Annotated in this window: 24 protein-coding genes, 3 tRNA genes, 1 rRNA gene and 2 pseudogenes; 14 read left to right on the forward strand and 16 right to left on the reverse strand. The window is 63.6% G+C overall.

The annotated features are described in order from the left end of the window. The first annotated feature begins 5 nt into the window (after window positions 1–5). The 7 genes from rrf to AR540_RS08785 all read left to right on the forward strand — a co-directional run bounded on the left by rrf (window position 6) and on the right by AR540_RS08785 (window position 4,545). Window positions 6–121 (forward strand): 5S ribosomal RNA (gene rrf / locus AR540_RS08755). A 920-nt stretch (window positions 122–1,041) separates the two neighbouring features. Beyond that, the gene (gacA, locus tag AR540_RS08760) at window positions 1,042–1,686 is read left to right on the forward strand and encodes a response regulator transcription factor GacA (protein WP_059228060.1); all 645 of its coding nucleotides are present in this window, start codon (window positions 1,042–1,044) and stop codon (window positions 1,684–1,686) included. Between the two features lies 1 nt (window position 1,687). After that, window positions 1,688–3,514, forward strand: coding sequence for an excinuclease ABC subunit UvrC (gene uvrC, locus AR540_RS08765; protein WP_059228062.1), 1,827 nt, complete (start codon window positions 1,688–1,690; stop codon window positions 3,512–3,514). A 31-nt stretch (window positions 3,515–3,545) separates the two neighbouring features. Beyond that, complete coding sequence (pgsA, locus tag AR540_RS08770) at window positions 3,546–4,106, forward strand: CDP-diacylglycerol--glycerol-3-phosphate 3-phosphatidyltransferase (protein ID WP_059228064.1); 561 nt, start codon at window positions 3,546–3,548, stop codon at window positions 4,104–4,106. 60 nt (window positions 4,107–4,166) lie between these two features. Continuing rightward, window positions 4,167–4,242: transfer RNA gene (locus AR540_RS08775), tRNA-Gly, on the forward strand. Between the two features lie 36 nt (window positions 4,243–4,278). Next, window positions 4,279–4,352: transfer RNA gene (locus AR540_RS08780), tRNA-Cys, on the forward strand. Between the two features lie 106 nt (window positions 4,353–4,458). Next, window positions 4,459–4,545 (forward strand) — tRNA-Leu (locus AR540_RS08785). A 46-nt stretch (window positions 4,546–4,591) separates the two neighbouring features. Here the strand turns inward: AR540_RS08785 and AR540_RS08790 are convergent. The 6 genes from AR540_RS08790 to sseA form a co-directional block, all read right to left on the reverse strand. Then, entirely contained in the window at window positions 4,592–4,852 is a 261-nt protein-coding gene (locus AR540_RS08790) for a hypothetical protein (RefSeq protein WP_059228066.1), read from the reverse strand. Between the two features lie 125 nt (window positions 4,853–4,977). Further along, the gene (locus AR540_RS08795) at window positions 4,978–5,205 is read right to left on the reverse strand and encodes a TIGR02450 family Trp-rich protein (protein ID WP_059228069.1); all 228 of its coding nucleotides are present in this window, start codon (window positions 5,203–5,205) and stop codon (window positions 4,978–4,980) included. Continuing rightward, complete coding sequence (locus AR540_RS08800) at window positions 5,202–5,867, reverse strand: gamma-glutamylcyclotransferase (protein ID WP_059228071.1); 666 nt, start codon at window positions 5,865–5,867, stop codon at window positions 5,202–5,204. The genes AR540_RS08795 and AR540_RS08800 overlap by 4 nt, the downstream gene beginning before the upstream one ends. Before the next feature lie 204 nt (window positions 5,868–6,071). After that, window positions 6,072–7,631: an alkyl hydroperoxide reductase subunit F gene (ahpF, locus tag AR540_RS08805; protein WP_059228073.1), complete on the reverse strand. Its 1,560-nt coding sequence runs from the start codon at window positions 7,629–7,631 to the stop codon at window positions 6,072–6,074. 83 nt (window positions 7,632–7,714) lie between these two features. After that, window positions 7,715–8,278, reverse strand: a complete 564-nt coding sequence (ahpC, locus tag AR540_RS08810; protein WP_007161854.1) for an alkyl hydroperoxide reductase subunit C — start codon at window positions 8,276–8,278, stop codon at window positions 7,715–7,717. 148 nt (window positions 8,279–8,426) lie between these two features. Beyond that, window positions 8,427–9,299, reverse strand: coding sequence for a 3-mercaptopyruvate sulfurtransferase (gene sseA, locus AR540_RS08815; protein ID WP_059228075.1), 873 nt, complete (start codon window positions 9,297–9,299; stop codon window positions 8,427–8,429). 114 nt (window positions 9,300–9,413) lie between these two features. Between sseA and epsC the strand changes: the two genes are divergently transcribed. Further along, window positions 9,414–10,358: a serine O-acetyltransferase EpsC gene (gene epsC / locus AR540_RS08820; protein ID WP_059228078.1), complete on the forward strand. Its 945-nt coding sequence runs from the start codon at window positions 9,414–9,416 to the stop codon at window positions 10,356–10,358. Here the strand turns inward: epsC and tcyN are convergent. From tcyN to AR540_RS08845, 5 genes are all read right to left on the reverse strand, one after another. Beyond that, window positions 10,349–11,113, reverse strand: coding sequence for an L-cystine ABC transporter ATP-binding protein TcyN (tcyN, locus tag AR540_RS08825; RefSeq protein ID WP_059228080.1), 765 nt, complete (start codon window positions 11,111–11,113; stop codon window positions 10,349–10,351). The two genes, epsC and tcyN, sit on opposite strands and share 10 nt — an antisense overlap. Further along, a complete protein-coding gene (gene tcyL / locus AR540_RS08830) occupies window positions 11,110–11,784 on the reverse strand; it encodes a cystine ABC transporter permease (RefSeq protein WP_059228084.1) in 675 nt (224 codons plus the stop codon). Before tcyL ends, tcyN begins: the two co-directional genes overlap by 4 nt. Further along, window positions 11,781–12,578: a cystine ABC transporter substrate-binding protein gene (gene tcyJ, locus AR540_RS08835; protein ID WP_059228086.1), complete on the reverse strand. Its 798-nt coding sequence runs from the start codon at window positions 12,576–12,578 to the stop codon at window positions 11,781–11,783. The genes tcyL and tcyJ overlap by 4 nt, the downstream gene beginning before the upstream one ends. 102 nt (window positions 12,579–12,680) lie before the next feature. Beyond that, entirely contained in the window at window positions 12,681–13,676 is a 996-nt protein-coding gene (locus AR540_RS08840; protein WP_059228088.1) for a D-cysteine desulfhydrase, read from the reverse strand. Window positions 13,677–13,747: 71 nt separating this feature from the next. After that, window positions 13,748–14,401, reverse strand: coding sequence for a 7-cyano-7-deazaguanine/7-aminomethyl-7-deazaguanine transporter (locus AR540_RS08845; RefSeq protein WP_059228090.1), 654 nt, complete (start codon window positions 14,399–14,401; stop codon window positions 13,748–13,750). A 178-nt stretch (window positions 14,402–14,579) separates the two neighbouring features. Here AR540_RS08845 and AR540_RS08850 point away from each other — a divergent pair, with 178 nt between their 5' ends. Then, on the forward strand, window positions 14,580–15,617 hold the full coding sequence (locus AR540_RS08850) for an NADP(H)-dependent aldo-keto reductase (protein ID WP_059228092.1): 1,038 nt from the start codon (window positions 14,580–14,582) through the stop codon (window positions 15,615–15,617). A gap of 1 nt (window position 15,618) precedes the next feature. On the opposite strand, the pseudogene AR540_RS08855 reads toward AR540_RS08850, so the two are convergent. Continuing rightward, window positions 15,619–16,478 (reverse strand): annotated as a pseudogene (locus AR540_RS08855) (LysR family transcriptional regulator). A 95-nt stretch (window positions 16,479–16,573) separates the two neighbouring features. Here AR540_RS08855 and AR540_RS08860 point away from each other — a divergent pair. After that, window positions 16,574–17,272 carry a glutamine amidotransferase-related protein gene (locus AR540_RS08860; RefSeq protein WP_059228094.1) on the forward strand — a complete coding sequence of 233 codons (699 nt, stop codon included), beginning with the start codon at window positions 16,574–16,576 and terminating at the stop codon, window positions 17,270–17,272. After that, window positions 17,269–17,604, forward strand: a complete 336-nt coding sequence (locus tag AR540_RS08865) for an antibiotic biosynthesis monooxygenase family protein (RefSeq protein WP_059228096.1) — start codon at window positions 17,269–17,271, stop codon at window positions 17,602–17,604. Before AR540_RS08860 ends, AR540_RS08865 begins: the two co-directional genes overlap by 4 nt. Here AR540_RS08865 and AR540_RS08870 read toward each other — a convergent pair. Together AR540_RS08870 and AR540_RS08875 are read right to left on the reverse strand one after the other, a co-directional pair. Further along, window positions 17,591–17,971 carry a hypothetical protein gene (locus AR540_RS08870; protein WP_177339208.1) on the reverse strand — a complete coding sequence of 127 codons (381 nt, stop codon included), beginning with the start codon at window positions 17,969–17,971 and terminating at the stop codon, window positions 17,591–17,593. The genes AR540_RS08865 and AR540_RS08870 overlap by 14 nt on opposite strands. A gap of 156 nt (window positions 17,972–18,127) precedes the next feature. Then, complete coding sequence (locus AR540_RS08875) at window positions 18,128–18,610, reverse strand: hypothetical protein (RefSeq protein WP_236712034.1); 483 nt, start codon at window positions 18,608–18,610, stop codon at window positions 18,128–18,130. A 238-nt stretch (window positions 18,611–18,848) separates the two neighbouring features. Between AR540_RS08875 and galU the strand changes: the two genes are divergently transcribed. Then, window positions 18,849–19,679: a UTP--glucose-1-phosphate uridylyltransferase GalU gene (galU, locus tag AR540_RS08880; RefSeq protein ID WP_059228100.1), complete on the forward strand. Its 831-nt coding sequence runs from the start codon at window positions 18,849–18,851 to the stop codon at window positions 19,677–19,679. A gap of 126 nt (window positions 19,680–19,805) precedes the next feature. Continuing rightward, window positions 19,806–21,179, forward strand: coding sequence for a glutathione-disulfide reductase (gorA, locus tag AR540_RS08885; protein WP_059228102.1), 1,374 nt, complete (start codon window positions 19,806–19,808; stop codon window positions 21,177–21,179). A 25-nt stretch (window positions 21,180–21,204) separates the two neighbouring features. Here the strand turns inward: gorA and AR540_RS08890 are convergent, their stop codons facing one another. Next, the gene (locus AR540_RS08890; protein WP_059228105.1) at window positions 21,205–22,215 is read right to left on the reverse strand and encodes a bile acid:sodium symporter family protein; all 1,011 of its coding nucleotides are present in this window, start codon (window positions 22,213–22,215) and stop codon (window positions 21,205–21,207) included. A gap of 80 nt (window positions 22,216–22,295) precedes the next feature. Between AR540_RS08890 and AR540_RS08895 the strand changes: the two genes are divergently transcribed. After that, window positions 22,296–23,087, forward strand: a complete 792-nt coding sequence (locus tag AR540_RS08895) for an AraC family transcriptional regulator (RefSeq protein WP_059228109.1) — start codon at window positions 22,296–22,298, stop codon at window positions 23,085–23,087. A gap of 199 nt (window positions 23,088–23,286) precedes the next feature. Here the strand turns inward: AR540_RS08895 and AR540_RS26025 are convergent. Continuing rightward, window positions 23,287–23,395, reverse strand: a pseudogene (locus tag AR540_RS26025) (IS110 family transposase); the annotation flags it as partial.

A 23,395-nucleotide genomic window follows, 5' to 3' on the forward strand; every position in this document is an offset into this window, starting at 1 on the left:
AATTGCTTGACGAACATAGAGCATTGGAACCACCTGATCCCTTCCCGAACTCAGAAGTGAAACGATGCATCGCCGATGGTAGTGTGGGGTTTCCCCATGTGAGAGTAGGTCATCGTCAAGCGCCTAACACCCAGCACCCCCGCTCAGTTCACTCTGGCGGGGGTGTTGTCTTTGGGGTGGGAAAAAGCTTGATAGGCCGAGTCCAGTCTGTCGCTCTACAGTCCCGCAGCCTGCTTGGATACTTGGCGAACGGATAGACGCGCGATGTGCTGGAGAGCGGGCCGGCCACGGACGGAACGTCTGCCGGGTAAGTGCCGGTTTTCTTCATTCCCTTTTCTCACTCTCTTCTGAAACTCTGAGATCGGCAGTGTCTTCACCCTAGCCCTCTCCCAGAGGGAGAGGGGATGAAGAGCCATTCGATAGAGAGGCTGGCGGGGTCTCTGCCAGTAAGGTGCTGCGGGTCGTCTGAATGCAAAGCGAGAGCGACAACAGCCCGGCTACGCCGGGCTGTTGTGTTTCCGGGTTAGGAAGGGAGATCTGGCCAGCCGAGGATTGGGTCTACCGATGGGGGGCGTTCCTACAGGCGTTATACCGTAGGAGCGGTATGGCCGCGATCAGGCAGCTCTCCTGACGCAATGGCCAGCCGTGCCTTCACCCTCGCCCTTTCTCGGAGGTGAAGAGCAGTGCAAGAGAGGGGCTGCGGGATGACTACCACCAGGGTATTGCGGGTCGTCTGAAAGCAGGGCGAAAGCGACGAATCGTCAGTACCAAGGCAGTGGCGTACCGCTGGTAAGCCAAGACATCTCCTTTGCCGGTGAGACGCTGGATGCACTTCATTCTTCTGCGTTTTTTAGGTATACAATGACCAGCAGCCTTGGGGCTGATAGGCAAGGGGTGCGCAGCGTCGTACCCCTTTTTTTTTGCGATACTGGCAAAATTTACCTTGGGCCCTAGGATCTTATCTCGCGGGTCGGTAAGGTTCCTGGATATTTCGTTTGGGTGAATACAGGCGTTGACAACGTTTGTGAAGAGGATGCGATTTTGATCAAAGTGCTGGTTGTCGACGATCACGATCTTGTCCGTACCGGCATCGTCAGGATGCTGGCGGATGTAGCGGGAATTCAGGTCGTTGGCCAGGCAGACAGCGGGGAAAGCGCACTCAAGCTAGCCAGAGAACTGAATCCTGATGTAGTGCTGATGGACGTCAGGATGCCCGGTATCGGTGGGCTCGAAGCCACTCGCAAGCTTCTGCGTAGCCAACCCGATATGAAGGTCGTCGTCGTTACCGCTTGCGAGGAGGATCCCTTTCCAACCCGCCTCCTGCAGGCTGGCGCATCTGGCTACCTGACCAAGGGCGCCGACATCGAAGAGATGATCACGGCCATCAAGCAGGCATTCGCTGGTCGCCGCTACATCAGTGCCCAGATCGCTCAGCAACTCGCCTTGAAACCTTTCCAGTCGAAGGCCGAGGCGTCACCTTTTGATCAGTTATCCGAACGTGAGATCCAGATCGCCTTGATGATCGCCGGCTGTCAGAAGGTCCAGGTCATATCCGACAAACTTTGCCTGTCGCCCAAGACCGTGAATACCTACCGTTATAGGATCTTCGAGAAATTATCGATTACCAGCGATGTCGAATTGGCCATGTTGGCCGTTCGTCACGGCATGGTAGACGCCACGAGTTGATATGAATTCATCTTTCGATGCTGCAGCCTTTCTTGCCGGCTGCAGCGGACGTCCCGGTGTTTACCGGATGTTCGACGAGGCTGGTAAGCTGCTTTACGTCGGCAAGGCCAAGAATCTAAAGAATAGGCTTTCCAGCTACTTCAGAAAGACCGGTTTGGCGCCCAAGACGGCTTCGATGGTCTCGAAGATTGCCCAGGTCGAGACGACCATTACCGGCAACGAAACCGAAGCCCTACTGCTCGAGCAGAACCTCATCAAGCAGTGGCGTCCGCCTTACAATATTCTGCTCCGAGACGATAAATCCTACCCCTACGTTTATCTCTCGACCGAGGATCAGTACCCTCGGCTTACCATCCACCGCGGCGATAAAAGAGGGAAGGGGCGTTACTTCGGACCTTATCCCAGCGCCGGCGCTATTCGCGAAAGTCTCAATCTGTTGCAAAAAGCCTTTCTGGTCAGGCAGTGCGATGATAGCTATTTCCGTAACCGGACCCGGCCCTGCCTGCAATATCAGATCAAGAGATGCAAAGGACCTTGCGTCGCCCTGGTCAGTGAGCAGGAGTACGCCGAGGACGTTCGCCACTCCGCCATGTTTCTGGAAGGGCGCAGCAACGCCTTGGCTGAAGAGCTGCAGGCCAAGATGGAAAAGGCATCCATCAATCTGGAATTCGAGCGGGCGGCCGAGCTGCGGGATCAGGTGGCCCTGGTCCGGCGTGTGCAGGACCAGCAGAGCATCGAGGGCGGCAGTGGCGATGTCGATGTCATCGCCGCCATGGTCAACCCTGGTGGAGCCTGTGTGCATCTGGTCACCGTTCGTGGCGGACGGGTGCTGGGTAGCAAGAACTTCTTTCCGGAGGTGGGTATCGAGGAGGACTCCAGCGAGGTGCTGGCCGCTTTCCTCGAGCAGTACTACCTGGCCTACCTGGAGCGAGACTTGCCCGAAGAGATCATCGTGAATTCGCTTCACGAAGACTTCGCTACCCTGATCGATGCCTTCGCCGAGGTCCACAAGCGCCAGCTGGTCATCACCCACCGCGTGCGAGGTACCAGGGCACGCTGGCAGCAACTGGCGGTGACGAATGCAGAGCAGGCGCTGAACACCCGTCTGGCCAATCGTCAGCACATGGGGCTGCGTTTCGATGCCCTGGTGCAGGCCCTCGACCTACCAGAGCCGCCACAGCGGCTGGAGTGCTTCGACATCAGCCATTCCAGCGGCGAGGCGACAGTGGCATCCTGCGTGGTCTTCGGGCCCGAGGGACCGCTCAAGTCCGATTACCGACGCTACAACATTGAAGGCGTGACGGCGGGTGATGATTATGCCGCCATGCATCAGGCCCTCACCCGACGTTTCAGTCGCCTGAGGGCGGGTGAGGGCAAGCTGCCGGATATCCTGTTGGTAGACGGTGGCAAGGGGCAGCTGGCCATGGCGCGGGAAGTACTGCGCGAGCTGGCCGTGCCCGACTTGGTGCTGCTTGGCGTTGCCAAGGGCGTCACCCGCAAGCCCGGTCTCGAGACCCTATACCTGGACGATCCCTCCAATGAGTTCACCCTGCCGGCGCATTCGCCCGCGTTGCATCTCATCCAGCAGATCCGCGATGAGGCGCATCGCTTCGCCATCACCGGGCACCGAGCTCGTAGGGGCAAGGCGCGTAGAACCTCTTCCCTGGAAGAGGTGGCCGGTATAGGGCCCAAGCGCCGGCAGGAGCTGCTGAAGCATTTTGGCGGCCTGCGAGAATTGCAGCGTGCGAGTATCGAGGAGATCGCCAAGTCTCCCAGCATCAGCAAAAAGCTGGCCGAGCAGATTTATGCCGCCCTGCACAGCGAGTAGAATCGCCCCACGTTCATCAATAGCCGCGCCAATGAATATCCCAAATCTGCTCACCGTACTGCGCGTCTTCCTCATCCCCCTTTTCGTTGTCCTCTTCTACCTGCCGGTGCATTGGAGCTATTGGACCGCCAGTACCGTCTTCGCAATTGCCTGTGCTACCGATTGGCTGGATGGCTACCTGGCTCGTCGGCTGGGGCAGAGCACTCCCTTCGGGGCCTTTCTCGATCCTGTGGCTGACAAGCTCATCGTGGCAGTGGCGCTGGTATTGCTGGTACAGGAGCACGCCAATGCCTGGTTGACCCTCCCGGCGGTGATCATCGTCGGTCGCGAGATCGTGGTATCGGCGCTGCGTGAGTGGATGGCGGAGCTCGGTGCCCGGGCCCAGGTCGCGGTATCCAGCCTGGGTAAATGGAAGACTGCCGCGCAAATGTTGGCCCTGGTCATCCTGCTGGCCAATCCGCCGCAACTGACCTTCTGGGTGATCAGCGGGTACGCCTTGCTCATCGTCGCCGCGGCTCTGACGCTATGGTCGATGTGCACCTATCTGATGGCCGCCTGGCCACACCTGATGAACGCCGAGAAAAAAAAATAAGTTTTTGAATCAATAGGTTGACATGCTGGGTGGCTGATATAGAATGGCGCCCGTCACCAAGCGGGAATAGCTCAGTTGGTAGAGCACGACCTTGCCAAGGTCGGGGTCGCGAGTTCGAGTCTCGTTTCCCGCTCCATGTTTTACGTGAGTGTCGCAAGACATTCAGGTTTGAGGCCGGGTGGCAGAGTGGTCATGCAGCGGATTGCAAATCCGTGTACGCCGGTTCGATTCCGACCTCGGCCTCCACTATTGAGAGCCCCGTAGATCCTAGGTCTACGGGGCTTTTCATCATCCAGGGATCTGTGAATACTGGACTAGGCTGTACGAGCCCAAAAGATGAGGGTTCGGTTATGCCCGAGTGGTGAAACTGGTAGACACAAGGGACTTAAAATCCCTCGGCTTAACGGTCGTGCCGGTTCGATTCCGGCCTCGGGCACCATCCATAGGAAAAGGCCACTCACGCTTGCGTGAGTGGCCTTTTTCGTTCAGGAGGGGATCGTCCAGTAGGGTGTTTCGTCGGCGTCTCGCTCGATGCGTGAGCGGCTGTCGAGGATGAAGGCTTCTAGCATGGCAGCGTCCAGCAGCTCGGTGCGGGCGATGGGGCGTTTGAGGACGGATTGACCGCTACGAGAGAAGACTTCGACGTCGTAGGCGCGCTGATCCCGGGTCGAAATCACGCAGCGCAACGGCTCGAAGCCGCCTTTCAGGGTATTGAAGGCGCTGGCGAGTTCCACATAGAGGGTCATCCGAAAAAGCTTCCTGTTCAAAGATGGCACTGTGACAGCATTGGCTGCTACAGGGTTTCACCTTTGCAGAGGAGTGCTGTCTTATAGCGATGCTAGTCGCAAATCACAGCCCTGCGTTCGGGATTTCATTGCCAGCCTTGCAACCAGCATTCTGCATCCAGCAACTCGTGCCAGTCCAGCGTCCAGGTGCGCCGAGTGAGAACGGCTTGTAGATCTATCAGCTTGATGGGGGCGGTATCGATTTCGGGTAGATGCACGCGGGTGACGATGAAGTGCCGCTGGCGTTCGCGGGGCTGAATTGCCGTCCATTTGCTGTTCAGCAGCTTGTGGGGATTGATGCGTCTACCACTCATCCCGGGATGGCTTCCAGCAGGGGGGCACGACGATAGCGCTGCAGCAGGGCCTCGAGGTTGCGATCGGGCATGGCGTGGGCCCTGAGCGCCGTGATGGTGCGCTCGACGTACTCCAGGGTGCTGCCGAAATGGCCACAGGCTTCGGTCAGGACGCGGTTGAGGATGTCGTCGGGAAGACTGCCGGCGTAGCAGGGTAGGTTACGCTTGAGGACGAAGCCGAGCGCCTGGACCTTGCTGCCGTCTTCCAAGTGGCAATTGAGCCAGCGCGGGCGGTAGGAGCCATCCGGCATCTCGCGTTTCCACAAGGCCAGCAGGTGGTCGTCCAACTGCTCGTCCGGTAACTGGTAGGCGAAGCCGGAGCAGGAGCCGCCGCGGTCCAGGCCCAGTACCAGTCCTGGCTGCTCGGGCGTACCTCGGTGCAGCTGGGACCAGAGATAGAGGCCGCGGTGATAGCCGTGGACCCGTGCGCGCCGGACCGCGACCGCCGGGCACTCCGGACGCCAGATCAGCGAGCCATAGGCGAACAGCCAGACGGGGCCGGGTTGGCGTTGCTCCAGGGTGGCCTCCAGGGAAGCGACCAGTTCCGGATGGGTGAGAGGAGTGGCAGGCGCGAGCTTGGGTGGGTAGGAGTCGAAAACGTGGGAAGAACTCTGACTATGCATAGGGTGCCTGATCCTCAACCGCAAAAGCTGCCGAGTCTGAGGGCTCGGTCATGAGATCCTAACGAAAGTATGCTGGGAACCCATAGACCGTTCATGCCCATCTTTATGACGCTTGGTTAGAGGGCGGCCAGAAGCATGCCAAGGCGGAGAACCGTCGGGCGAAAAAAAGCCCGGCAAAGGCCGGGCTTGTTCAGGTGTGGTGGATCAGGCGCTGGTGCGGATCAGGTGATCGAAGGCAGCCAGGGAGGCTTTGGCACCTTCGCCCAGGGCGATGATGATCTGCTTGTAGGGCACGGTGGTGACGTCGCCAGCGGCGAAGACGCCGGGCAGCGAGGTCTGGCAACGGGCGTCCACTTCGATCTCGCCGCGGGGCGACAGCTCCACGGTGCCCTTGAGCCAGTCGGTATTGGGTACCAGGCCGATCTGGACGAAGACGCCTTCGAGGTCGAGGTGATGGAACTCGCTGGAGTTGCGATCCTTGTAGACCAGGCCGTTGAGCTTCTGGCCATCGCCCTTGACTTCGCTGGTGAGGGCGCTGGTGATGACGGTCACGTTGGGCAGGCTGAACAGCTTGCGCTGAAGTACGGCATCGGCACGCAACTGGCCGTCGTACTCGATCAAGGTGACCTGGGCGACGATGCCGGCGAGATCGATGGCAGCTTCGACGCCCGAGTTGCCACCCCCGATGACGGCGACGCGTTTGCCCTTGAACAGGGGGCCGTCGCAGTGCGGGCAGTAGGCGACGCCGCGATTGCGGTATTCCTGCTCACCCGGCACGTTCATTTCACGCCAGCGGGCGCCGGTGGCGAGGATCAGCGTCTTGGCCTTGAGCGAGCCGCCATCGGCGAAGCGGACTTCGTGCAGGCCGCTGGCATCGTGGGCCGGAATCAGCTGTTGGGCACGCTGCAGGTTCATGATGTCGACTTCGTACTGCTTGACGTGCTCTTCCAGGGCCATGGCGAGTTTCGGGCCTTCGGTCTCCTTGATGGAGATGAAGTTCTCGATGGCCAGGGTGTCCAGCACCTGACCGCCGAAGCGCTCGGCGGCTACGCCGGTACGGATGCCCTTGCGCGCGGCATAGACGGCTGCCGCGGCACCGGCCGGGCCACCCCCGATGACCAGGACGTCGAAGGCGTCCTTGGCGTTGAGCTTGTCGGCGGAGCGGGCGGCAGCGCCGGTGTCGAGCTTGGCGACGATCTCTTCCAGGCCCATGCGACCCTGGCCGAAGGGTTCGCCGTTGAGGTAGACACTGGGTACGGCCATGACCTGGCGGCGTTCGACTTCCTCCTGGAACAGGGCACCGTCGACGGCGACGTGCTTGACCCGGGGATTGAGCACGGCCATGAGGTTCAGGGCCTGGACCACGTCCGGGCAGTTCTGGCAGGACAGCGAGAAGTAGGTTTCGAACTGGTAGTCGCCGTCGAGCGCCTTGACCTGCTCGATGACGTCCTGGCTGGCCTTGGACGGATGGCCGCCTACCTGCAGCAGGGCCAGGACCAGGGAGGTGAATTCGTGGCCCATGGGCAGACCGGCGAAGCGCAGGTCGATGTTCTGGCCGGGGGTCAGCAGGGCGAAGGAGGGGCGACGGGCATCGCTGCCGTCGGTGCTGAGGCTGACCTGGTCGGACAAACCGGCGATGTCCTGCAGCAGACTGAGCATTTCACGGGATTTCGCGCCATCGTCGAGGGACGCGACGATCTCGATGGGGCGCGTGACGCGTTCGAGGTAGGTCTTGAGCTGGGCTTTCAGGTTGGCGTCCAACATGGCGACGTGGCTTCCGTAAAAAATGGGCAAAAAAAGAGCGCGCGGGCAAGGCGCCCGGGCGCTCGGGCTAGATCAGGCTGGCGTTAGATCTTGCCGACCAGGTCCAGCGAGGGGGTCAGGGTCGCTTCGCCTTCTTTCCACTTGGCGGGGCAGACTTCACCCGGGTGGTTGGCGACGTACTGAGCAGCGCGGACCTTGCGCAGCAGCTCGCTGGCGTCACGGCCGATGCCGTTGTCGTGGATTTCGCACAGCTTGATCTGACCTTCCGGGTTGATCAGGAAGGTGCCACGCAGGGCCAGGCCTTCTTCTTCGATCAGGACTTCGAAGTTACGGGCGAGACGAGCGGTGGGGTCGCCTACCAGCGGGTAGTTGACCTTCTTGATGGCTTCGGAGGTGTCGTGCCAGGCCTTGTGAGCGAAGTGGGTGTCGCAGGACACGCCGTAGATCTCGACGCCCAGCTTCTGGAACTCGGGGTACAGGTCAGCAAGGTCTTCCAGTTCGGTGGGGCACACGAAGGTGAAGTCAGCCGGGTAGAACACGATGGCGGACCATTTGCCCTTCAGATCGGCCTCGGTCACCTGGACGAACTTGCCATTGTGGTAGGCGGTCGCGGTGAAGGGCTTCACTTCGGTGTTGATCAGGGACATTGATGACTCCTTGAGGGTTGGAAGGTAAGGGTTGAAATCGATAGGACGCATACTAATCGCCTTTTGACGATTCGCCTCATTGTTAAAGGCGATGTCAGCGATTGGGTGTCTCTATCGAATACTACAGCGTTTATTGCAAATCAGTGACTTAGGAGCTTCCGGAGCTGATCTGGTCATGGCCCAGCGCCTTGGTCGTGCTGGGGTGCTGGCCCCATTCGCTCCAGGAACCGTCGTAGAGTCTGCCATCCGGCAGGCCGGCAACGTTGAGGGCCAGCAATAGCACCGCTGCCGTGACGCCACTGCCGCAACTGGCGATGACCGGGTGCAGGCCGTCGACGCCGAGGGCCTGGAAGCGCTGGCGCAGCTCCTGCGGCAGCAGCAGGGTACCGTCGGCGTTCAGCAGACTGTCATAGGGCAGATTGAGACTGCCGGGCATGTGCCCCGGGGCCACACCCGGACGGGGCTCGGCGACTTCGCCGGCGAAGCGCTTGGCGCCGCGAGCATCGAGCACCTGGGTCTGGCCAACGCTGAGGGCGGTCTGGACGTCGCCCAGTCCGCAAAGCAGGCGGTAGTTCAGGGCGGTGGGGTACGCTGGCTGGGGTTCGGCGTGGTTCTCGCCGGCTTCGAGCGGCAGGCCCAGGTTGCGCCAGAGTGGCAGACCGCCGTCGAGCACGGCGATGCGCTCGTGACCGAACAGGCGGAACAGCCACCAGGCCCTGGCCGCGGAGAACAGGCCTTTCTGGTCGTAGACGACGATGAAGGTATCCGGGGTGACCCCCAGCTCGCCGGCCAGGCGAGCGAAGCGACCGACGCTGGGCACCATGTGCGGCAACGAGGTATCCGGGTCGGAGAAGTGTTCGATATCGAAGCGCAGGGCGCCGGGCAGATGCTGTTGCCGATAGATTTCATCGGCGACCTGGGGCTCGTTGGGCAGGTAGAGGCTGGCATCGAGGATCATGAGGTCCGTACGGCTCAGTTGTTCCTGCAGCCAGGTGGGGGTGACCAGGGGGGAGGCGAGCATGGGGCGCTCCTTGGTTGGCGAGGGGCGACAGCTTACCGCGCGTTGGGCGGCGTGGGCTGTCAGGGATGACCGGATACTTTATCCTCGGCAGTCTGGCAATTGGATAGATGACTCATGAACGAATTTAACGGGCAATCCACCGGTGGCAATGATTGGCAGCTGGGTCGCATCGTCGACGAGCTGCATGCCGCCCGTAGTCAGTGGCGCGAAACGCACGGGCGCTTCCGCGAATTCAGTGGCCGCGAGCTACCTTCCCGCAGCGTGATGGCGACGGTGATCGAATCCCTCAGCGGGGCGCTCTTTCCCTTGCGCCTCGGCCCGGATCAGCTGCGGCAGGAGAGCGAGGACTTCTACGTGGGCTTCGAGCTGGAGCGGGCGCTGAACGCCCTGATGATCCAGGCGAAGCTGGAACTCGACTATTTCGCCAAGCAGCGGGGCGAGAACGGCGCCAATCGCACGGATGAGGCCCGGCGTCTGGTACAGGCCTTCGCCCTGGCCTTGCCGGATCTGCGCCGATTGCTCGATACCGATGTCATCGCCGCCTACCAGGGCGACCCGGCGGCGCGCAGCGTGGACGAGGTGTTGCTCTGCTATCCGGGCATCTACGCCATGATCCATCATCGCATCGCGCATCACTTCTACCGCAGCGGTTTGCCACTACTGGCGCGGATGGTCAGCGAGCGGGCGCATTCGGCGACGGGCATCGATATCCACCCCGGCGCCCAGATCGGCGAGGGTTTCTTCATCGATCATGGTACGGGCGTGGTGATCGGCGAGACCTGCATCATCGGTGACCGGGTGCGCATCTATCAGGCCGTGACCCTCGGCGCCAAGCGCTTCCCGGCGGACGCCGATGGCAGCCTCAAGAAGGGGCATCCGCGGCATCCTATCGTGGAGGACGACGTGGTGATCTATGCAGGTGCCACCATCCTCGGTCGCATTACCATCGGCCAGGGTTCGACCATCGGCGGCAACGTCTGGCTGACCCATGGCGTGCCGGCCAACAGCAACGTGAGTCAGGCCAGCCTGCAGGGCTGCGCCGGCTTGGCTCAGGAGTAGTCGGCGGCCTGATCGCGTACGAACTTGGCGAGAAAGCGCCGGGTTCTTTCTTCGCGCGGCTGGTTGAAGACCTCGGCCGCGCTACCTTGCTCGACGATGCGTCCGCCGTCCATGAACAGCACCCGGTGCGCGACGTCGCGGGCGAAGGCCATCTCATGGGTGACGATGAGCAGGGTACGTCCTTCCCGGGCCAGGGCGCGGATGGTCTCCAGCACCTCGCCCACCCGTTCCGGGTCGAGCGCCGACGTGGGTTCGTCGAAGAGGATAGCCTGGGGTCGCATGGCCAGCGCCCGGGCGATGGCAACGCGCTGCTGCTGACCGCCCGAGAGCTGACCCGGATAGGCGTCGGCCTTGTCCGCCAGGCCGACCTTGGCCAGGAGTTCGCGACCATGGGCGAGGGCCGTATCGCGGCTTTCCCCCTGGACGATGATCGGCCCCTCGATGACGTTCTCCAGTGCGGTGCGATGGGGAAACAGGTTGAAGTTCTGGAAGACGAAACCGACGCTCTGGCGCAGCCGGCGAATCGCCGCCTGCTGGGCTCTCAGGGGGCGCGCCGCATCGATGCTCAGATCGCCGACGTGGATGGTGCCGGCGTCGGGTGTCTCCAGCAGGTTCAGGCAGCGCAGCAGGGTGGTCTTGCCCGAGCCGCTGGGGCCGATGATGGCGACCACCTCGCCCTGGGCCACGCTGAGGTCGATGCCCTGCAGCACGGTCTGCTGCCGGAATGACTTGGACAGCCCCTGCACTTCGATCATGACTGACCCCGTTCGTTGATGTGGCGGCCGTAGTGCCGCTCCAGGCGGTTCTGCAGCGTGGACAGCAGGCTGGCCAGCATCCAATAGAGCAGCGCTGCGGCCAGGTAGAGGCTGAAGATCTCGAAGGTGCGGGCGGTGATCAGTTGGGCCTGACGGAAGAGTTCCGGTACCTGGATGGTGGCCGCCAGGGAGGTGTCCTTCACCAGGGCGATGAAGCTGTTGCCCAGCGGCGGCAGGGCGATGCGCAGGGCCTGGGGCAGGATGGCGCGCCTCAGGGTCTGCAGCGGCGTCATGCCGATACTGGCGGCGGCTTCCCATTGGCCGCGGTCGATGGCACCGATGGCAGCACGGATGATCTCGGCGGTATAGGCGGCCATGTTCAGCGAGAAGCCGATCAGCGCCGCGGGTAGCGGATCGAGCTGCAGGCCCAGCTCGGGCAGCCCGTAGTAGATGACGAACAGCTGCACCAGCAGCGGAGTGCCGCGGAAGAAGGAGATGTACAGCCGCGCGAGGCTGCGCAGCGCCATGTTGGACGAGCGCCGCAACAGCGCCAGGCCGAAGCCCAGCAGCAGTCCGAAGAACATGCCGCCGAGGCTGAGGACCACCGTCCAGATCGCGCCCTTCAGCAGGAAGGGCAGCGAATCGAGGAGGAGTTGCAGGGTACCGCTCATTGGGTAACGTCGGCCTTGAACCACTTCTCGGAGATCTTGGCCAGGGTGCCATCGGCGCGCAGCTTGGCGATGGCCTGGTCGATGGCGGCGTGGAATTCCGGATCACCCTTGCGTTCGGCGATGCCCGACTCCTGACGGCTGAAGGGCTCGCCGGCCAGGGCCAGGCGGTCCTTGGTCTTGGCCAGCAATTCCAGGGCGGCCAGGCGGTCGACGAGGATGGCATCGATACGGCCCACGCGCAGGTCCTGGTACTTGGTGGGGTCGTCTTCGTAGGTGCGCACGTCGGCCTGGGGCACGTTCTGGCGCAGCCATTGCTCGTAGTTGGTGCCCAGGCCGACACCGACCTTCTTGCCGGCGAGGTCGGCGGCGGTCTTGATGGTGCTGGCGTCGTCCTTGCGCACCAGGGCCTGGATGCCGGACACGGTGTAGGGGGTGGAGAAGTCGTATTTCTTCTTGCGCTCCTCGCTGATGGTCACCTGGTTGATCACCACATCCAGGCGGCGGGACTCAAGAGCAGCCAGCAGACCATCCCACTTGCCGGGTTCGATCTTGGCTTTCACCCCCAGCTCCTTGGCCAGCGCCTTGGCGAAGTCCACCTCGAAGCCGGCCAGCTGGCCCTGCTCGTCCTGGAAGCTGAAGGGCGGGTAGGTGCCTTCCAGGCCGACGACCAATTCACCGCGTTGCTTGACGGTCTGCAACAGGTCTTCCGCCTGGGCGGTGGCCTGATGGGCCAGGCCCAGGGCGAGCAGCAGGGCAGCGCTGCGGAACAGACGGTGGGAGAGGGGCTTGCGCATGGAGGGGATCCTCGTAGGTATGGGGGCGCCACTATGAAGGTGTCCGGTAAGACAACCTTAGTCGAAAAAATGCTGACGTTATGCCACCACTGGCGGTTGCATCTAACTGGTGAACCAGTGTCGATAGGCGAAGGTGCCAGGAGTGCCGCCGGTATGCAGGAACACCAGCGGGCCGGGCGGGAGTTCGTCGCGGGCGACCAGGTCCAGCAGGCCGGCCATGGCCTTGCCGGTGTAGACCGGGTCCAGCACCAGCCCCTCCAGGCGAGCGAGCCGGCGGATGGCCGCCAGGGTGCCGGGGTTGGGCTCGCCGTAGCGGGGGCCCTGGTAGCCGTCGTGCAACCGCGGAGCTATCGCAGGATCGGCGAGGCCGAGCAGTGCGGCCAGCTGTTGTCGCAATGCCGCGACCTTGGGTAATTGCTCGTCGACGGTCCGGGAAACCGTGATGCCGATTACCGGGACGGCAGGGCACCTCTCATTGAAGGCGAGGTCCAGACCGGCCTGGGTCCCGGCACTGCCGGAGGCGACGATGACGGCAGCCGGCTGCAACGCCAGGGCGTCGAGCTGGTCGGCCAGTTCCAGACCCGTGCGGACGTAGCCAAGGGCGCCCAGGGCATTGGAGCCGCCGACGGGAATCACCTTGGGCGTACGACCCTGTTGGCGCAGGCGCTGGGCCTCGGCTTGCAGCTGGTGGTGCGGATCGTCGAGGGCGGCCACTGGCCTGACTTCGACGCCAAAGAGGTCGAGCAACAGGCGATTACCGCCGTGGAGATAATCCTCATCCTGGGTGGCGATGGGATTCTCCAGCAGGGCGACGCAGGCCAGCCCTTGCTGGGCGGCGACCGCGGCGGTCTGGCGGACGTGGTTGGACTGGATGGCGCCCGCGGTGACCAGGGTGTCGGCGCCTTCGGCCAGGGCTTCAGCGACCAGATACTCCAGTTTGCGCACCTTGTTGCCGCCCAGGGCCAGGCTGGTGGTGTCATCCCGTTTGCAGTAGACCGTTCGTCCCAGCTCAGCCGACAACCGTGGCAGGAGGTCCAGCGAGGTGACGGAGAGCTGCAATTCCAGGCGAGGAAAGCGGGCGAGGGCGGTGGCGAGCATGATGGGATCTGCCGAGTGACTCGAGGCATCACTCTAGGCCAGAGCCTGCGCCACCAGCAATCTCGATGGCCTCAGGCCAGGTCCGGTCGGCGCGCCAGGGCCTGGGGCAGCAGCGAGCGCAACAGCACCCCGTAGAGCGGTACGAAGAGCAGCAGGCTGACGCCCAGTTTCACCCCGTAGTCGACCAGGGCGATCTCCGGCCAGTGGGCGGCCATGAAGGGATTGCCGCTGCGCCAGAAGGCGACGGAGAAGAAGGCGAGGGTGTCGAGCGCATTGCCGAACAGCGTCGAGACGGTGGGTGCGAGCCACCAGTGGCGCGAGCGACGCAGGCGATCGAATACCTGGATATCGAGCAGTTGGCCCAGCACATAGGCGCAGAAGCTCGCCAGCGAGATGCGCAGGACGAAGACGTTGACCGTGGCCAGCGCGGCCCAGCCCTGGAAATGGCCGTCCTGGAACAGTACCGACACGACGTAGGACACCAGCAGCGCCGGGATCATCACCCGGGTGATGACCTGGCGCGCCGGCGCCTTGCCCATCACCCGCACGGTGAGGTCGGTGGCAAGGAAGATGAAGGGGAAGCTGAAGGCGCCCCAGGTGGTGTGCCAGCCGAACAATTGCAACGGTAGCTGCACCAGGTAGTTGCTGGCGATGATGATGAGGATGTGGAAGCCGACGAGGGCGGCTACCAGGGCGCGCTGGGGCGCGGCGAGCAAGGCGGGCATGGGCGGTCCTTTTTTGGTTACCTGGGGTGAGGGAACCCAGGGCGCGATTGCGGGGCATTATTGTACGGATTCCCGCGGCGAGTGGCGAATCCACGGCGACGAAGGTCCTCGGTGGATGGGCAGACCGGCCACGTGCCTGCTAACTTGTCCGACTTCCGTCCGAACAGAGAGCCAACTCATGCACTTTCGATCGCTGGGTCGTACCGACCTCAAGGTGAGCGCCGTCGCCCTCGGCACCATGACCTGGGGCGAGCAGAACACCGAGGCAGAAGCCTTCGAGCAGATTCGGGTCGCCAAGGCGGCTGGCGTCAATCTGCTGGATACCGCCGAGATGTATCCGGTGCCGCCGCGCGCCGAGACCTATACCCGCACCGAGACCATCATCGGCAACTATTTTCGCCAGCACGGCGAGCGCGCCGACTGGGTCCTGGCGAGCAAGGCCGCCGGTCCCGGCCGTGACATGGACTACATCCGCGATGGCGGCCTGGCGTTCACCAAGGCCAATCTCACTGCCGCCCTGGATGCCAGTCTGCGGCGCCTGAATACCGATTACCTGGACCTCTACCAGTTGCACTGGCCGGACCGCCGCACCAACTTCTTCGGCCAATTGGGCTATGAGCATAGCGACGCCGCCTTCACGCCTTTCGAGGAAACGCTGGAAGCCCTGGACGGCTTCGTCCGGGCGGGCAAGGTACGTCATATAGGGCTATCCAATGAGACGCCCTGGGGCGTGCAGCAATTCCTGCATCTGAGCGAAACGCGCGGCTGGCCGCGGGTCGTCTCGATCCAGAATCCCTACAACCTGCTCAATCGCAGCTTCGAGGTGGGTCTGGCCGAGCAGGCCATTCGCGAGCAGGTCGGGCTGCTGGCCTATTCGCCGCTGGCCTTCGGCGTGCTGGCCGGCAAGTACCTGGATGGCGCACGACCAGCAGGTGCCCGGCTGACGCTGTTCGAGCGCTTCCAGCGCTACAGCAATCCCCAGGCGCAACGTGCGGCCCAGGCCTATGTCGAACTGGCCCGTGAGCGCGGACTGGACCCGGCGCAGATGGCCCTGGCCTTCGTCACCAGCCGACCATTCGTGACCAGCAACATCATCGGCGCCACCACGCGCGCCCAGCTGGAAAGCAACCTGGCGAGCAGCGAACTGGAGCTGGATGCCGAGACGCTCAAGGCCATCGAGGCCGTCCACGTCGCCCAGCCGAATCCGGCGCCCTGAGCTAGGCGCTCGCGAGGGCCTCTCCCAGTGCCTGGTACAGCGCCTGTACCGGGCGTATCGCCCGGCAGCCTGGCCGCATCAAGAGCCAGAGGTCAGCCGCTGGCAGATCCCGAGGGGCCGCGAGTACCGACCAGGCGGGGTCGATCAGGTAGTCGGGTAACAGCGCGACGCCGAGGCCCGCCCGGACCAGACGCGCCACTCCGAGGATGGTGTCGCAACGCACCTCTGGCTGAATGCCGGGATAGTGCTTGCGCCGCCAGAGCACGCTGGGGTGGTCCGGCAACAGGTCGTCAGGGGCTATCCAGCGCCAGTGGGCGGGTTGATCTCCCGCGGTCGCCAGGTATCCAGGTGTGGCGCAGAGCCGATAATGCACGGCACGCAGGCACCGTCCCACCAGATGGGCCGGTGGACTGGCGGTCAGGCGTAGCGCCAGGTCGGCGTCGTGGCGACTCAGGTTGAGGAAGGCGTTGTCCGTACTGAGTTCCAACTGAATCCGGGGGTGACGCTGCAGCAGGTCGGCCAGCAAAGGCAGTAACAGGCCTTCGAGCACCGCATCGGTAGTGCTCAGGCGAACCAGGCCGCTGGGCGGCGCTTCGCTGTCCGCTACCTGCGCCCGGGCTTCCAGCAAGGCCTCCTCGGCCGTTTCCGCAGCCTGAATCAGCGCTACGACAGCTGGCAGTGGGCGGCATCCCCAACGGTCGCGCTCGAACAATGCCCGCCGAGTCGACGTTCCAGCCGTCCCAGGGCACGGTGGACCGATGAGGTGTCCTGCGCCAGCAGGGCGGCCGCCCGAGCGAGGGTCGTGCCGCGGGACAGTGCCAGGACGAGGGTGAGATCGCTCTGCTCCAACTGATAATGCATGGATGCCTGTCCTCATGACCGCAACGCCTATTAATCACCTGCACCCGCCATTCTAAGGTGGCGCGGACCTCGACTCGCTACTGCAGGTGTACTCCATGTCATCGTATGAAATCGTGCTCCTGGGTGACCAGGACCTCGCCATCGTCGCGCACCAGGCTATCCCCAGGGCGCTGGCGCTTGCCGCCGCGGAGCTGGATATTTCGCTGCGGACGCACTGGTTGCCCACCGTGGTGGCTGACGGCGCCCTTTCCGCGTGCGACGGACTCTGGTGCGTACCTGGCAGCCCTTACCGGAACCCCGAGGGCGTGCTGGCCGTGATTCGCACGGTTCGCGAGCGAGACATCCCCTTCCTGGGGACCTGCGGCGGATTGCAGCACGCCCTGCTGGAACAGGCGCGGACGCTGCCGGGATGGGCTGACGTGGCCCACGCCGAGGACGACCCCGCGGCGCAGCGGGCACTGCTGACGCCCTTGAGCTGCGCGCGCGTCGAGTTTCGCAATCGACTCAGGCTGCTATCCGGCTCGCGACTGATAGGGGAGGATGGTCAAGAGGAGGCCGCCTATCACTGCCGTTTCGGCGTGAATCCCGATTACCTGCCGGCACTGCTCGCGGCGGGCTGGCGAATCCTGGCGTGGGACGATGAGGGGCTGCCGGTTGCCTTCGAACTGGAAGGCCAGGCCTGCCATTTTGGCACCCTGTACCAGCCCGAGCGCGAGGCGCTCGACGGCCGGGCTCCGGTGGCGGTACGCGCCTGGTTGGAGGCGGCCGTCGCCCGGCGGGGATGGGCGCTATGAGCCGGCTGGAACTACCCGAAGGTTGCGTGGTGATCGCCTTCATCTCGCAGCGCTCAGCGGAAGATCAGGGTTATGCCCGGATGGCCGAGCGCATGCTGGCGTTGGCAGCCGAGCAGCCCGGGTTTATCGGCGTGGAGTCGGCGCGGGGCAGCGATGGGTTGGGCATCACGCTGTCCTACTGGGTAGATCAGGCCGCCGCCGCGGCCTGGGGGGCCCATCCGGAACACCGCGAGGCTCAGCGCCTGGGACGCGAATGCTGGTATCTCTGGCATGTCACCCGGGTTGCGCAGGTTCTTTCGACACGGCCCGTGGGTGGCGTCACTCCACCCTGACCGCGCCCAGCGCTGGCGCGACGCGGATCCAGCCGATGGGGTTGTCCGCGCCTACCACCATCACCTTCTTCCACGGACGAAAGGGCAGGCTTTCCAGCACCAGGACACGATCCCCCGGTTCGAGTATGGCGACCCGCTGCCGGTTGGCCAGCACACTGCGCTCGGGCATGGAGGGGTTCTGCATGAGCGGGATCGGGCCGCCGCGCAACTGCCAGGTCTCGCCGCTGGAGGCGTTGATGAAGGTCGGTAGCTGGGTGAGCAGGAGGGTCAGGGTCAGAATGGCCGTCAGGGCCAGGACCAGGCGGCGAATCGCCTGGCGAGCGGCAGCGATGTCGGTAGCGGTCTTGCCAAGCGTGGGCATGGACATGGACGTGACTCTTGGCTGCATGACGAGGTAGCGCGATGCTATCGTCATGCGGCCAATTGATATCATTCCTGCCGCTAAAGCCCGAACCTCGTCTCATTTGCCGTCGTCAGAGTGTGACCGGCCGCAAAAGGTCGTACTAGAGGGGCGGCTCTGGCCTCAGGGTGCCAGCTGACGGGTCACTTCGACGGCTTTCTCGAAGGACGGATAGCCGCTCTTGGCCACCGCCAGGTCCGCATAGGCGCTCTTGTAGGTCTGCGCCTGGATGGGATCGGCCTCGACGATCAGGAAGGGGTCGGCGTACAGCCGATAGAGCAGGGCATAGGCCAGCGGATAGCGACGGTCGGCCGAGCGATTGAGCAGGTCCAGGACATCGTCGGTCTGCGGGCCCTGCTTGATGGCTATCACCGCACGGTAGAACTCCACTTCGCCATCGGCGCTCTGGCCACCATTGCGCAGCAGCAGAGCATCGGCGAGGCGGAGCTGTTCTTCACTCCCTCCCAGCACCAGCAATTTGGCCTGCAGCAGGTCGTTCTGGCGCAGCAGGGTGGTCTGTTCCTCGCTGAGCGGGCGCGTTTCGGCTGCCTCGTGATGGCCGCCCAACGAGCAGCCGGCAAGGGAAACACACAGCAACGGGAGCATCCATTTCTTCATGTCGAGATCTATCCGCGGAGTCGTGACGCTGGTTCCAAACTTTGGACGATAGCAGTTCTTTGACGCTTTGCGCAGAACCGGACGGGATTCCTGGAGTCCTACCCGCACGTCCAGTGAGCGCCCTTGTCTGGCTATTTCCAGCGCCGCGCGCTTCGGGCATTGTATGCGACAAGCGGCTGGATAGACCGCCGTTCGTTTTGCCTTCACGTCAGATCAAAGGACTCCCATGATCACCAAATGTCTGTTTCCGGCAGCCGGCTATGGCACTCGTTTTCTCCCCGCGACCAAGGCCATGCCCAAGGAAATGCTGCCCATCGTGAACAAGCCTCTGGTGCAGTACGCCGTGGAGGAAGCGTTGGAAGCGGGTCTGCATCAGATCGGGATCGTTACCGGTCGTGGCAAGCGTTCGCTGGAAGACCATTTCGACATCAGCTACGAGCTGGAAAGCCAGATCAAGAACACCGACAAGGAAAAGTACCTGGTCGGCATTCGTAACCTGATCGACAACTGCACCTTCTCCTACACCCGTCAGGTGGAGATGAAAGGCCTGGGCCACGCCATTTTGACCGGCCGCCCGCTGATCGGTGACGAGCCCTTCGCCGTGGTGCTGGCGGACGACCTCTGCCTGAACCTGGAAGGCGACAGCGTCCTCAAGCAGATGGTCAAGCTGTACAACCAGTTCCGCTGCTCCATCGTGGCCATCCAGGAAGTACCGGCCAACGAGACCAACAAGTACGGCGTGATCGCCGGCGAGATGATCCGTGACGACATCTACCGGGTGAACAACATGGTCGAGAAGCCCAAGCCGGAGGACGCTCCCTCCAACCTGGCGATCATCGGCCGCTACATCCTGACCCCGGACATCTTCGACCTGATCGAACAGACCGAGCCGGGCAAGGGTGGCGAGATCCAGATCACCGACGCCCTGATGAAGCAGGCGCAGGACGGTTGCGTACTGGCGTACAAGTTCAAGGGCCAGCGTTTCGACTGCGGTAGCGCAGAAGGCTTCGTCGAAGCCACCAACTTCTGCTTCGAGCACCTGTACAAGGCGCTGTAAGCCGCCTCGTGCAGTCGACAAGGCCACCTGCGGGTGGCCTTGTCGTTTCTGGCGATTGGCCCCGGCGACCTTGACCGCCAGCGGCTTGCGTTATGCTGACGTCAGCAGAAACCAAGAGAGTGTTCCATGACGACCTATGATTTCGACCTCTTCGTGATAGGTGCCGGTTCGGGCGGGGTACGTGCCGCGCGTTTCGCCGCCGACTTCGGTGCCCGGGTGGCGATAGCGGAAAGCCGCTACCTCGGTGGCACCTGCGTCAACGTGGGCTGCATGCCCAAGAAATATTTCATCTACGGCGCGTCCTTTCGCGATGAATTCCGCCAGGCGCGGGGCTACGGCTGGGACGCCGAGGTACCGGCGTTCGACTGGAACACCCTGGTCGCCAGCAAGGACCACGAGATCCGCCGCCTGAACGGCATCTACCGGGCGCTGCTGGTGAACAGCGGGGTGACCCTGCTGGAAGCCCATGCCCGGATCCTCGACGCCCACACCGTGGAAGTCGAAGGCAAGCGCTATCGCTGCGAGCGCATCCTCATCGCCACCGGTGGCTGGCCGGACGTGCCCGAGTTCCCGGGGCGCGAACACGCCATCACGTCCAACGAGGCCTTCTACCTATCAGAGCTACCCCGGCGGGTAGTGGTGGTCGGCGGTGGCTACATCGCCGTGGAATTCGCCTCCATCTTCCAAGGGCTGGGCGCGCGGACCACGCTGCTGTATCGCCGGGAGCTGTTCCTGCGCGGCTTCGATCGGGGCGTGCGCGAGCATCTGCGCGACGAGATGCAGAAGCGCGGCCATGACCTGCAATTCAACGCCGACGTGGCGCGGATCGACAAGGCCGCCGATGGCAGCCTGCAGGTGACGCTCAAGGACGGTCGCACCCTGGAAGCCGACTGCGTCTTCTATGCCACCGGTCGCCGGCCGATGCTGGACGGCCTGGGGCTGGAGAACACTGCCGTGGCCCTGGACGAGCGCGGCTTCGTGCAGGTTGGCGAGACCTTCCAGACCGCGGAGCCGTCGATCTACGCTATCGGTGACGTGATCGGACGGGTGCAGCTAACCCCGGTGGCCCTGGCCGAAGGCATGACCCTGGCACGCCATCTGTTCAACCCGGAAAGCTACCGGCCGTTGAACTACGATCTGATCGCCAGCGCGGTGTTCAGCCTGCCCAACCTGGCCAGCATCGGCCTGAGCGAGGAAGAGGCGCGCAGCCGCGGTCATCGGCTGAAGATCTTCCAGAGCAGCTTCCGGCCAACCAAGCTCAGCCTGACCGACGTCCAGGAAAGAACGCTGATGAAGCTGGTGGTGGATGCCGACAGCGATCAGGTGCTGGGTTGCCACATGGTAGGTCCGGATGCGGGCGAGCAGATCCAGTGCCTGGCCATCGCCCTCAAGGCAGGGGCCACCAAGGCCTGTTTCGACGACACCCTGGGCATCCATCCCACGGCCGCGGAAGAGTGGGTCACAATGCGCAAGCCGATCCACGAAGACGAGGCGCGCTGAGCAGGCGCCTCGCTCACGGATCGGATCATTTGGGCAGGGGAACCCCCGCCGCAGGCGCGGCTTCCACTACTTCGCGCTTGGCATAGCGCTGGGCCAGTACTGCACAGACCATCAGCTGGATCTGGTGGAACAGCATGATGGGCAGCAGCACCGGGCCCATGGTGCTCCCCGCGAACAGCACCTTGGCCATGGGTACGCCCGTGGCCAGACTCTTCTTGGAACCGCAGAAGACCACGGTGATTTCATCTTCCTTGCTCATGCCCAGCAGGCGCGCGGCATAGCGCGTCGCCAGCAGGACCAGGGTGAGCAGGGTGGCGCAGATGAACACCAGGCCCACCAGCGACAGCACCGGGGTTTCCTGCCACAGCCCTTCGATGACCGCTGCGCTGAAGGCGGTATAGACCACCAGCAGGATGGAACCCTGGTCGACGAACTTCAGCTTGCCCTTGTGGCGGTCCACCCAGTGGCCGATCACCGGGCGCAGCAGCTGGCCAGCGACGAAGGGCAGCAGCAGCTGGACGCAGATCTTGACGATGGCATCCAGGGTGCTCTGGCCGTCGGAGCCGCCGTGGGCGTCGAGCAGCAGCCGCACCAGCAACGGAGTGAGGAAGATGCCGATCAGGCTGGATAGCGAGGCGCTGCAGACTGCGGCCGGGACGTTCCCGCGGGCCATGGAGACGAAGGCGATGGACGACTGCACTGTGGCCGGCAGGGCGCACATGAACAGCACGCCCAGGTAGAGCTCAGGCGTCACCAGGGGCGCCAGCAGCGGCTGGAGCGCCCAGCCGAGCAGCGGAAAGCTGACGAAGGTGAAGGTGAAGACCAGCAGGTGCAGGCGCCAATGGGTGACGCCGGCTACCAGCGCCTGGCGCGACAGCTTGGCGCCGTGCAGGAAGAACAGCAGCGCGATGGCGATGTTGGTCACCACGTTGGCGATCTGGGCAGCGAGGCCCTGGCAGGGCAACAGGCTGGCAAGGATCACCGTGGCGACCAGCAGCAGGGTGAAGTTGTCGGGCAGCAGGCGGGGTCGAGCCATGGTCTTTCTCGGGTTGTGTACGAATAGCCTTCAAGGCTATCGTCCCAGGATCGATCCGACTAACGCGAAAGGCCTCAATGATGTCGTCAAACGGACAGGCTGCAGTCGAGCGTCCGGTCCCTGAGCTGCTCGCCCTGCCACGACGGCTCTACGCGCGGGTCGAGTCCCTGGCGCAACCAGCCTGGACGCCCTGGCACCGGCACCCGTGGGGGCAACTGTCCTACGCCATCAAGGGGGTACTCACGGTCACCACCGCCGAGGGCAGCTACGTGGCGCCGCCGCAGCGGGCGGTATGGATCGCCGCGGACGTGGCGCATCAGGTCAGGTCGTCGTCCGGTGCGGAGATGCGCAGCCTCTACGTCAGCGCCGAGGCGGCGCCCTATGTGGGAAGCCAGTGCCGGGTGGTAGCGGTAAGCGCCTTGTTTCGCGAGTTGATCAAGACGTTCAGCGGCTTCGCTCGGGAGTACGACGAGGCGGGGCCGGAAGGGCGGCTGGTGTCGGTGATGCTCGACCAGCTGCGGACGGCGCCGGAGGTCGGACTGTCGTTGCCGGCGCCCCAGGATGGGCGGCTGCGCCTGCTGTGCGAAGCCCTGGCGGCCAACCCGTCCGACGACCGTACCCTGGCCCAGTGGTCACGGGTGCTGGGGGCCTCGGAGAAAACCCTGAGCCGCGCCTTCCTGCGCGATACCCAGCTGACTTTCAGGAGCTGGCGCCAGCGACTGCGCCTCATCAGTGCCCTGGAGCGGTTGGAGCGCGGCGTCGCGGTGACCGAAGTCGCGCTGGACTGCGGCTACAACTCGCCATCGGCCTTCATCGCGGCCTTTCGCCGGCAATTCGGGGCGACGCCTGGGGCCTTCGCCCTGGGTGCCTAGTCTGGTGTTGCAGACGTTCGCCGCGGAATCGACTAGAACCTTGCCTGGTTCGGCGCTCCGAGCGGGCCTGGCGCGATGAGTCGCCAGGTTGGTGCCTGGCCAGCGGTGACTGGATCTGAAACTGGCCTTGGGGTTCGCTGATCGCGGCCATGGGCCGCTCCTACAAAAGCATGCTGTACCTGTAGGAGCAACTGTCTTCTCAAGCGGGCTCAGATCGCCAAGGAGTACCGTCCCTGAGCATGGCATTGAGCCGAATCAGCAAGACGCGTAGGCAGGCGATCAGGGCTACCTTGGCGGGTTTTCCACGC

The sequence above is a fragment of the Pseudomonas sp. EpS/L25 genome (assembly GCF_001512295.1).
Taxonomy (GTDB): domain Bacteria; phylum Pseudomonadota; class Gammaproteobacteria; order Pseudomonadales; family Pseudomonadaceae; genus Chryseomonas.

Bases quoted from the DNA above. Each gene is read 5' to 3' on its own strand.
- uvrC (WP_059228062.1), top strand. From the start codon at position 1,688: ATGAATTCATCTTTCGATGCTGCAGCCTTTCTTGCCGGCTGCAGCGGA.
- pgsA (WP_059228064.1), top strand. From the start codon at position 3,546: ATGAATATCCCAAATCTGCTCACCGTACTGCGCGTCTTCCTCATCCCC.
- AR540_RS08790 (WP_059228066.1), bottom strand. From the start codon at position 4,852: ATGACCCTCTATGTGGAACTCGCCAGCGCCTTCAATACCCTGAAAGGC.
- AR540_RS08795 (WP_059228069.1), bottom strand. From the start codon at position 5,205: ATGAGTGGTAGACGCATCAATCCCCACAAGCTGCTGAACAGCAAATGG.
- AR540_RS08800 (WP_059228071.1), bottom strand. From the start codon at position 5,867: ATGCATAGTCAGAGTTCTTCCCACGTTTTCGACTCCTACCCACCCAAG.
- ahpF (WP_059228073.1), bottom strand. From the start codon at position 7,631: ATGTTGGACGCCAACCTGAAAGCCCAGCTCAAGACCTACCTCGAACGC.
- ahpC (WP_007161854.1), bottom strand. From the start codon at position 8,278: ATGTCCCTGATCAACACCGAAGTGAAGCCCTTCACCGCGACCGCCTAC.
- sseA (WP_059228075.1), bottom strand. From the start codon at position 9,299: ATGCTCGCCTCCCCCCTGGTCACCCCCACCTGGCTGCAGGAACAACTG.
- epsC (WP_059228078.1), top strand. From the start codon at position 9,414: ATGAACGAATTTAACGGGCAATCCACCGGTGGCAATGATTGGCAGCTG.
- tcyN (WP_059228080.1), bottom strand. From the start codon at position 11,113: ATGATCGAAGTGCAGGGGCTGTCCAAGTCATTCCGGCAGCAGACCGTG.
- tcyL (WP_059228084.1), bottom strand. From the start codon at position 11,784: ATGAGCGGTACCCTGCAACTCCTCCTCGATTCGCTGCCCTTCCTGCTG.
- tcyJ (WP_059228086.1), bottom strand. From the start codon at position 12,578: ATGCGCAAGCCCCTCTCCCACCGTCTGTTCCGCAGCGCTGCCCTGCTG.
- AR540_RS08840 (WP_059228088.1), bottom strand. From the start codon at position 13,676: ATGCTCGCCACCGCCCTCGCCCGCTTTCCTCGCCTGGAATTGCAGCTC.
- AR540_RS08845 (WP_059228090.1), bottom strand. From the start codon at position 14,401: ATGCCCGCCTTGCTCGCCGCGCCCCAGCGCGCCCTGGTAGCCGCCCTC.
- AR540_RS08850 (WP_059228092.1), top strand. From the start codon at position 14,580: ATGCACTTTCGATCGCTGGGTCGTACCGACCTCAAGGTGAGCGCCGTC.
- AR540_RS08860 (WP_059228094.1), top strand. From the start codon at position 16,574: ATGTCATCGTATGAAATCGTGCTCCTGGGTGACCAGGACCTCGCCATC.
- AR540_RS08865 (WP_059228096.1), top strand. From the start codon at position 17,269: ATGAGCCGGCTGGAACTACCCGAAGGTTGCGTGGTGATCGCCTTCATC.
- AR540_RS08870 (WP_177339208.1), bottom strand. From the start codon at position 17,971: ATGTCCATGCCCACGCTTGGCAAGACCGCTACCGACATCGCTGCCGCT.
- AR540_RS08875 (WP_236712034.1), bottom strand. From the start codon at position 18,610: ATGCTCCCGTTGCTGTGTGTTTCCCTTGCCGGCTGCTCGTTGGGCGGC.
- galU (WP_059228100.1), top strand. From the start codon at position 18,849: ATGATCACCAAATGTCTGTTTCCGGCAGCCGGCTATGGCACTCGTTTT.
- gorA (WP_059228102.1), top strand. From the start codon at position 19,806: ATGACGACCTATGATTTCGACCTCTTCGTGATAGGTGCCGGTTCGGGC.
- AR540_RS08890 (WP_059228105.1), bottom strand. From the start codon at position 22,215: ATGGCTCGACCCCGCCTGCTGCCCGACAACTTCACCCTGCTGCTGGTC.
- AR540_RS08895 (WP_059228109.1), top strand. From the start codon at position 22,296: ATGTCGTCAAACGGACAGGCTGCAGTCGAGCGTCCGGTCCCTGAGCTG.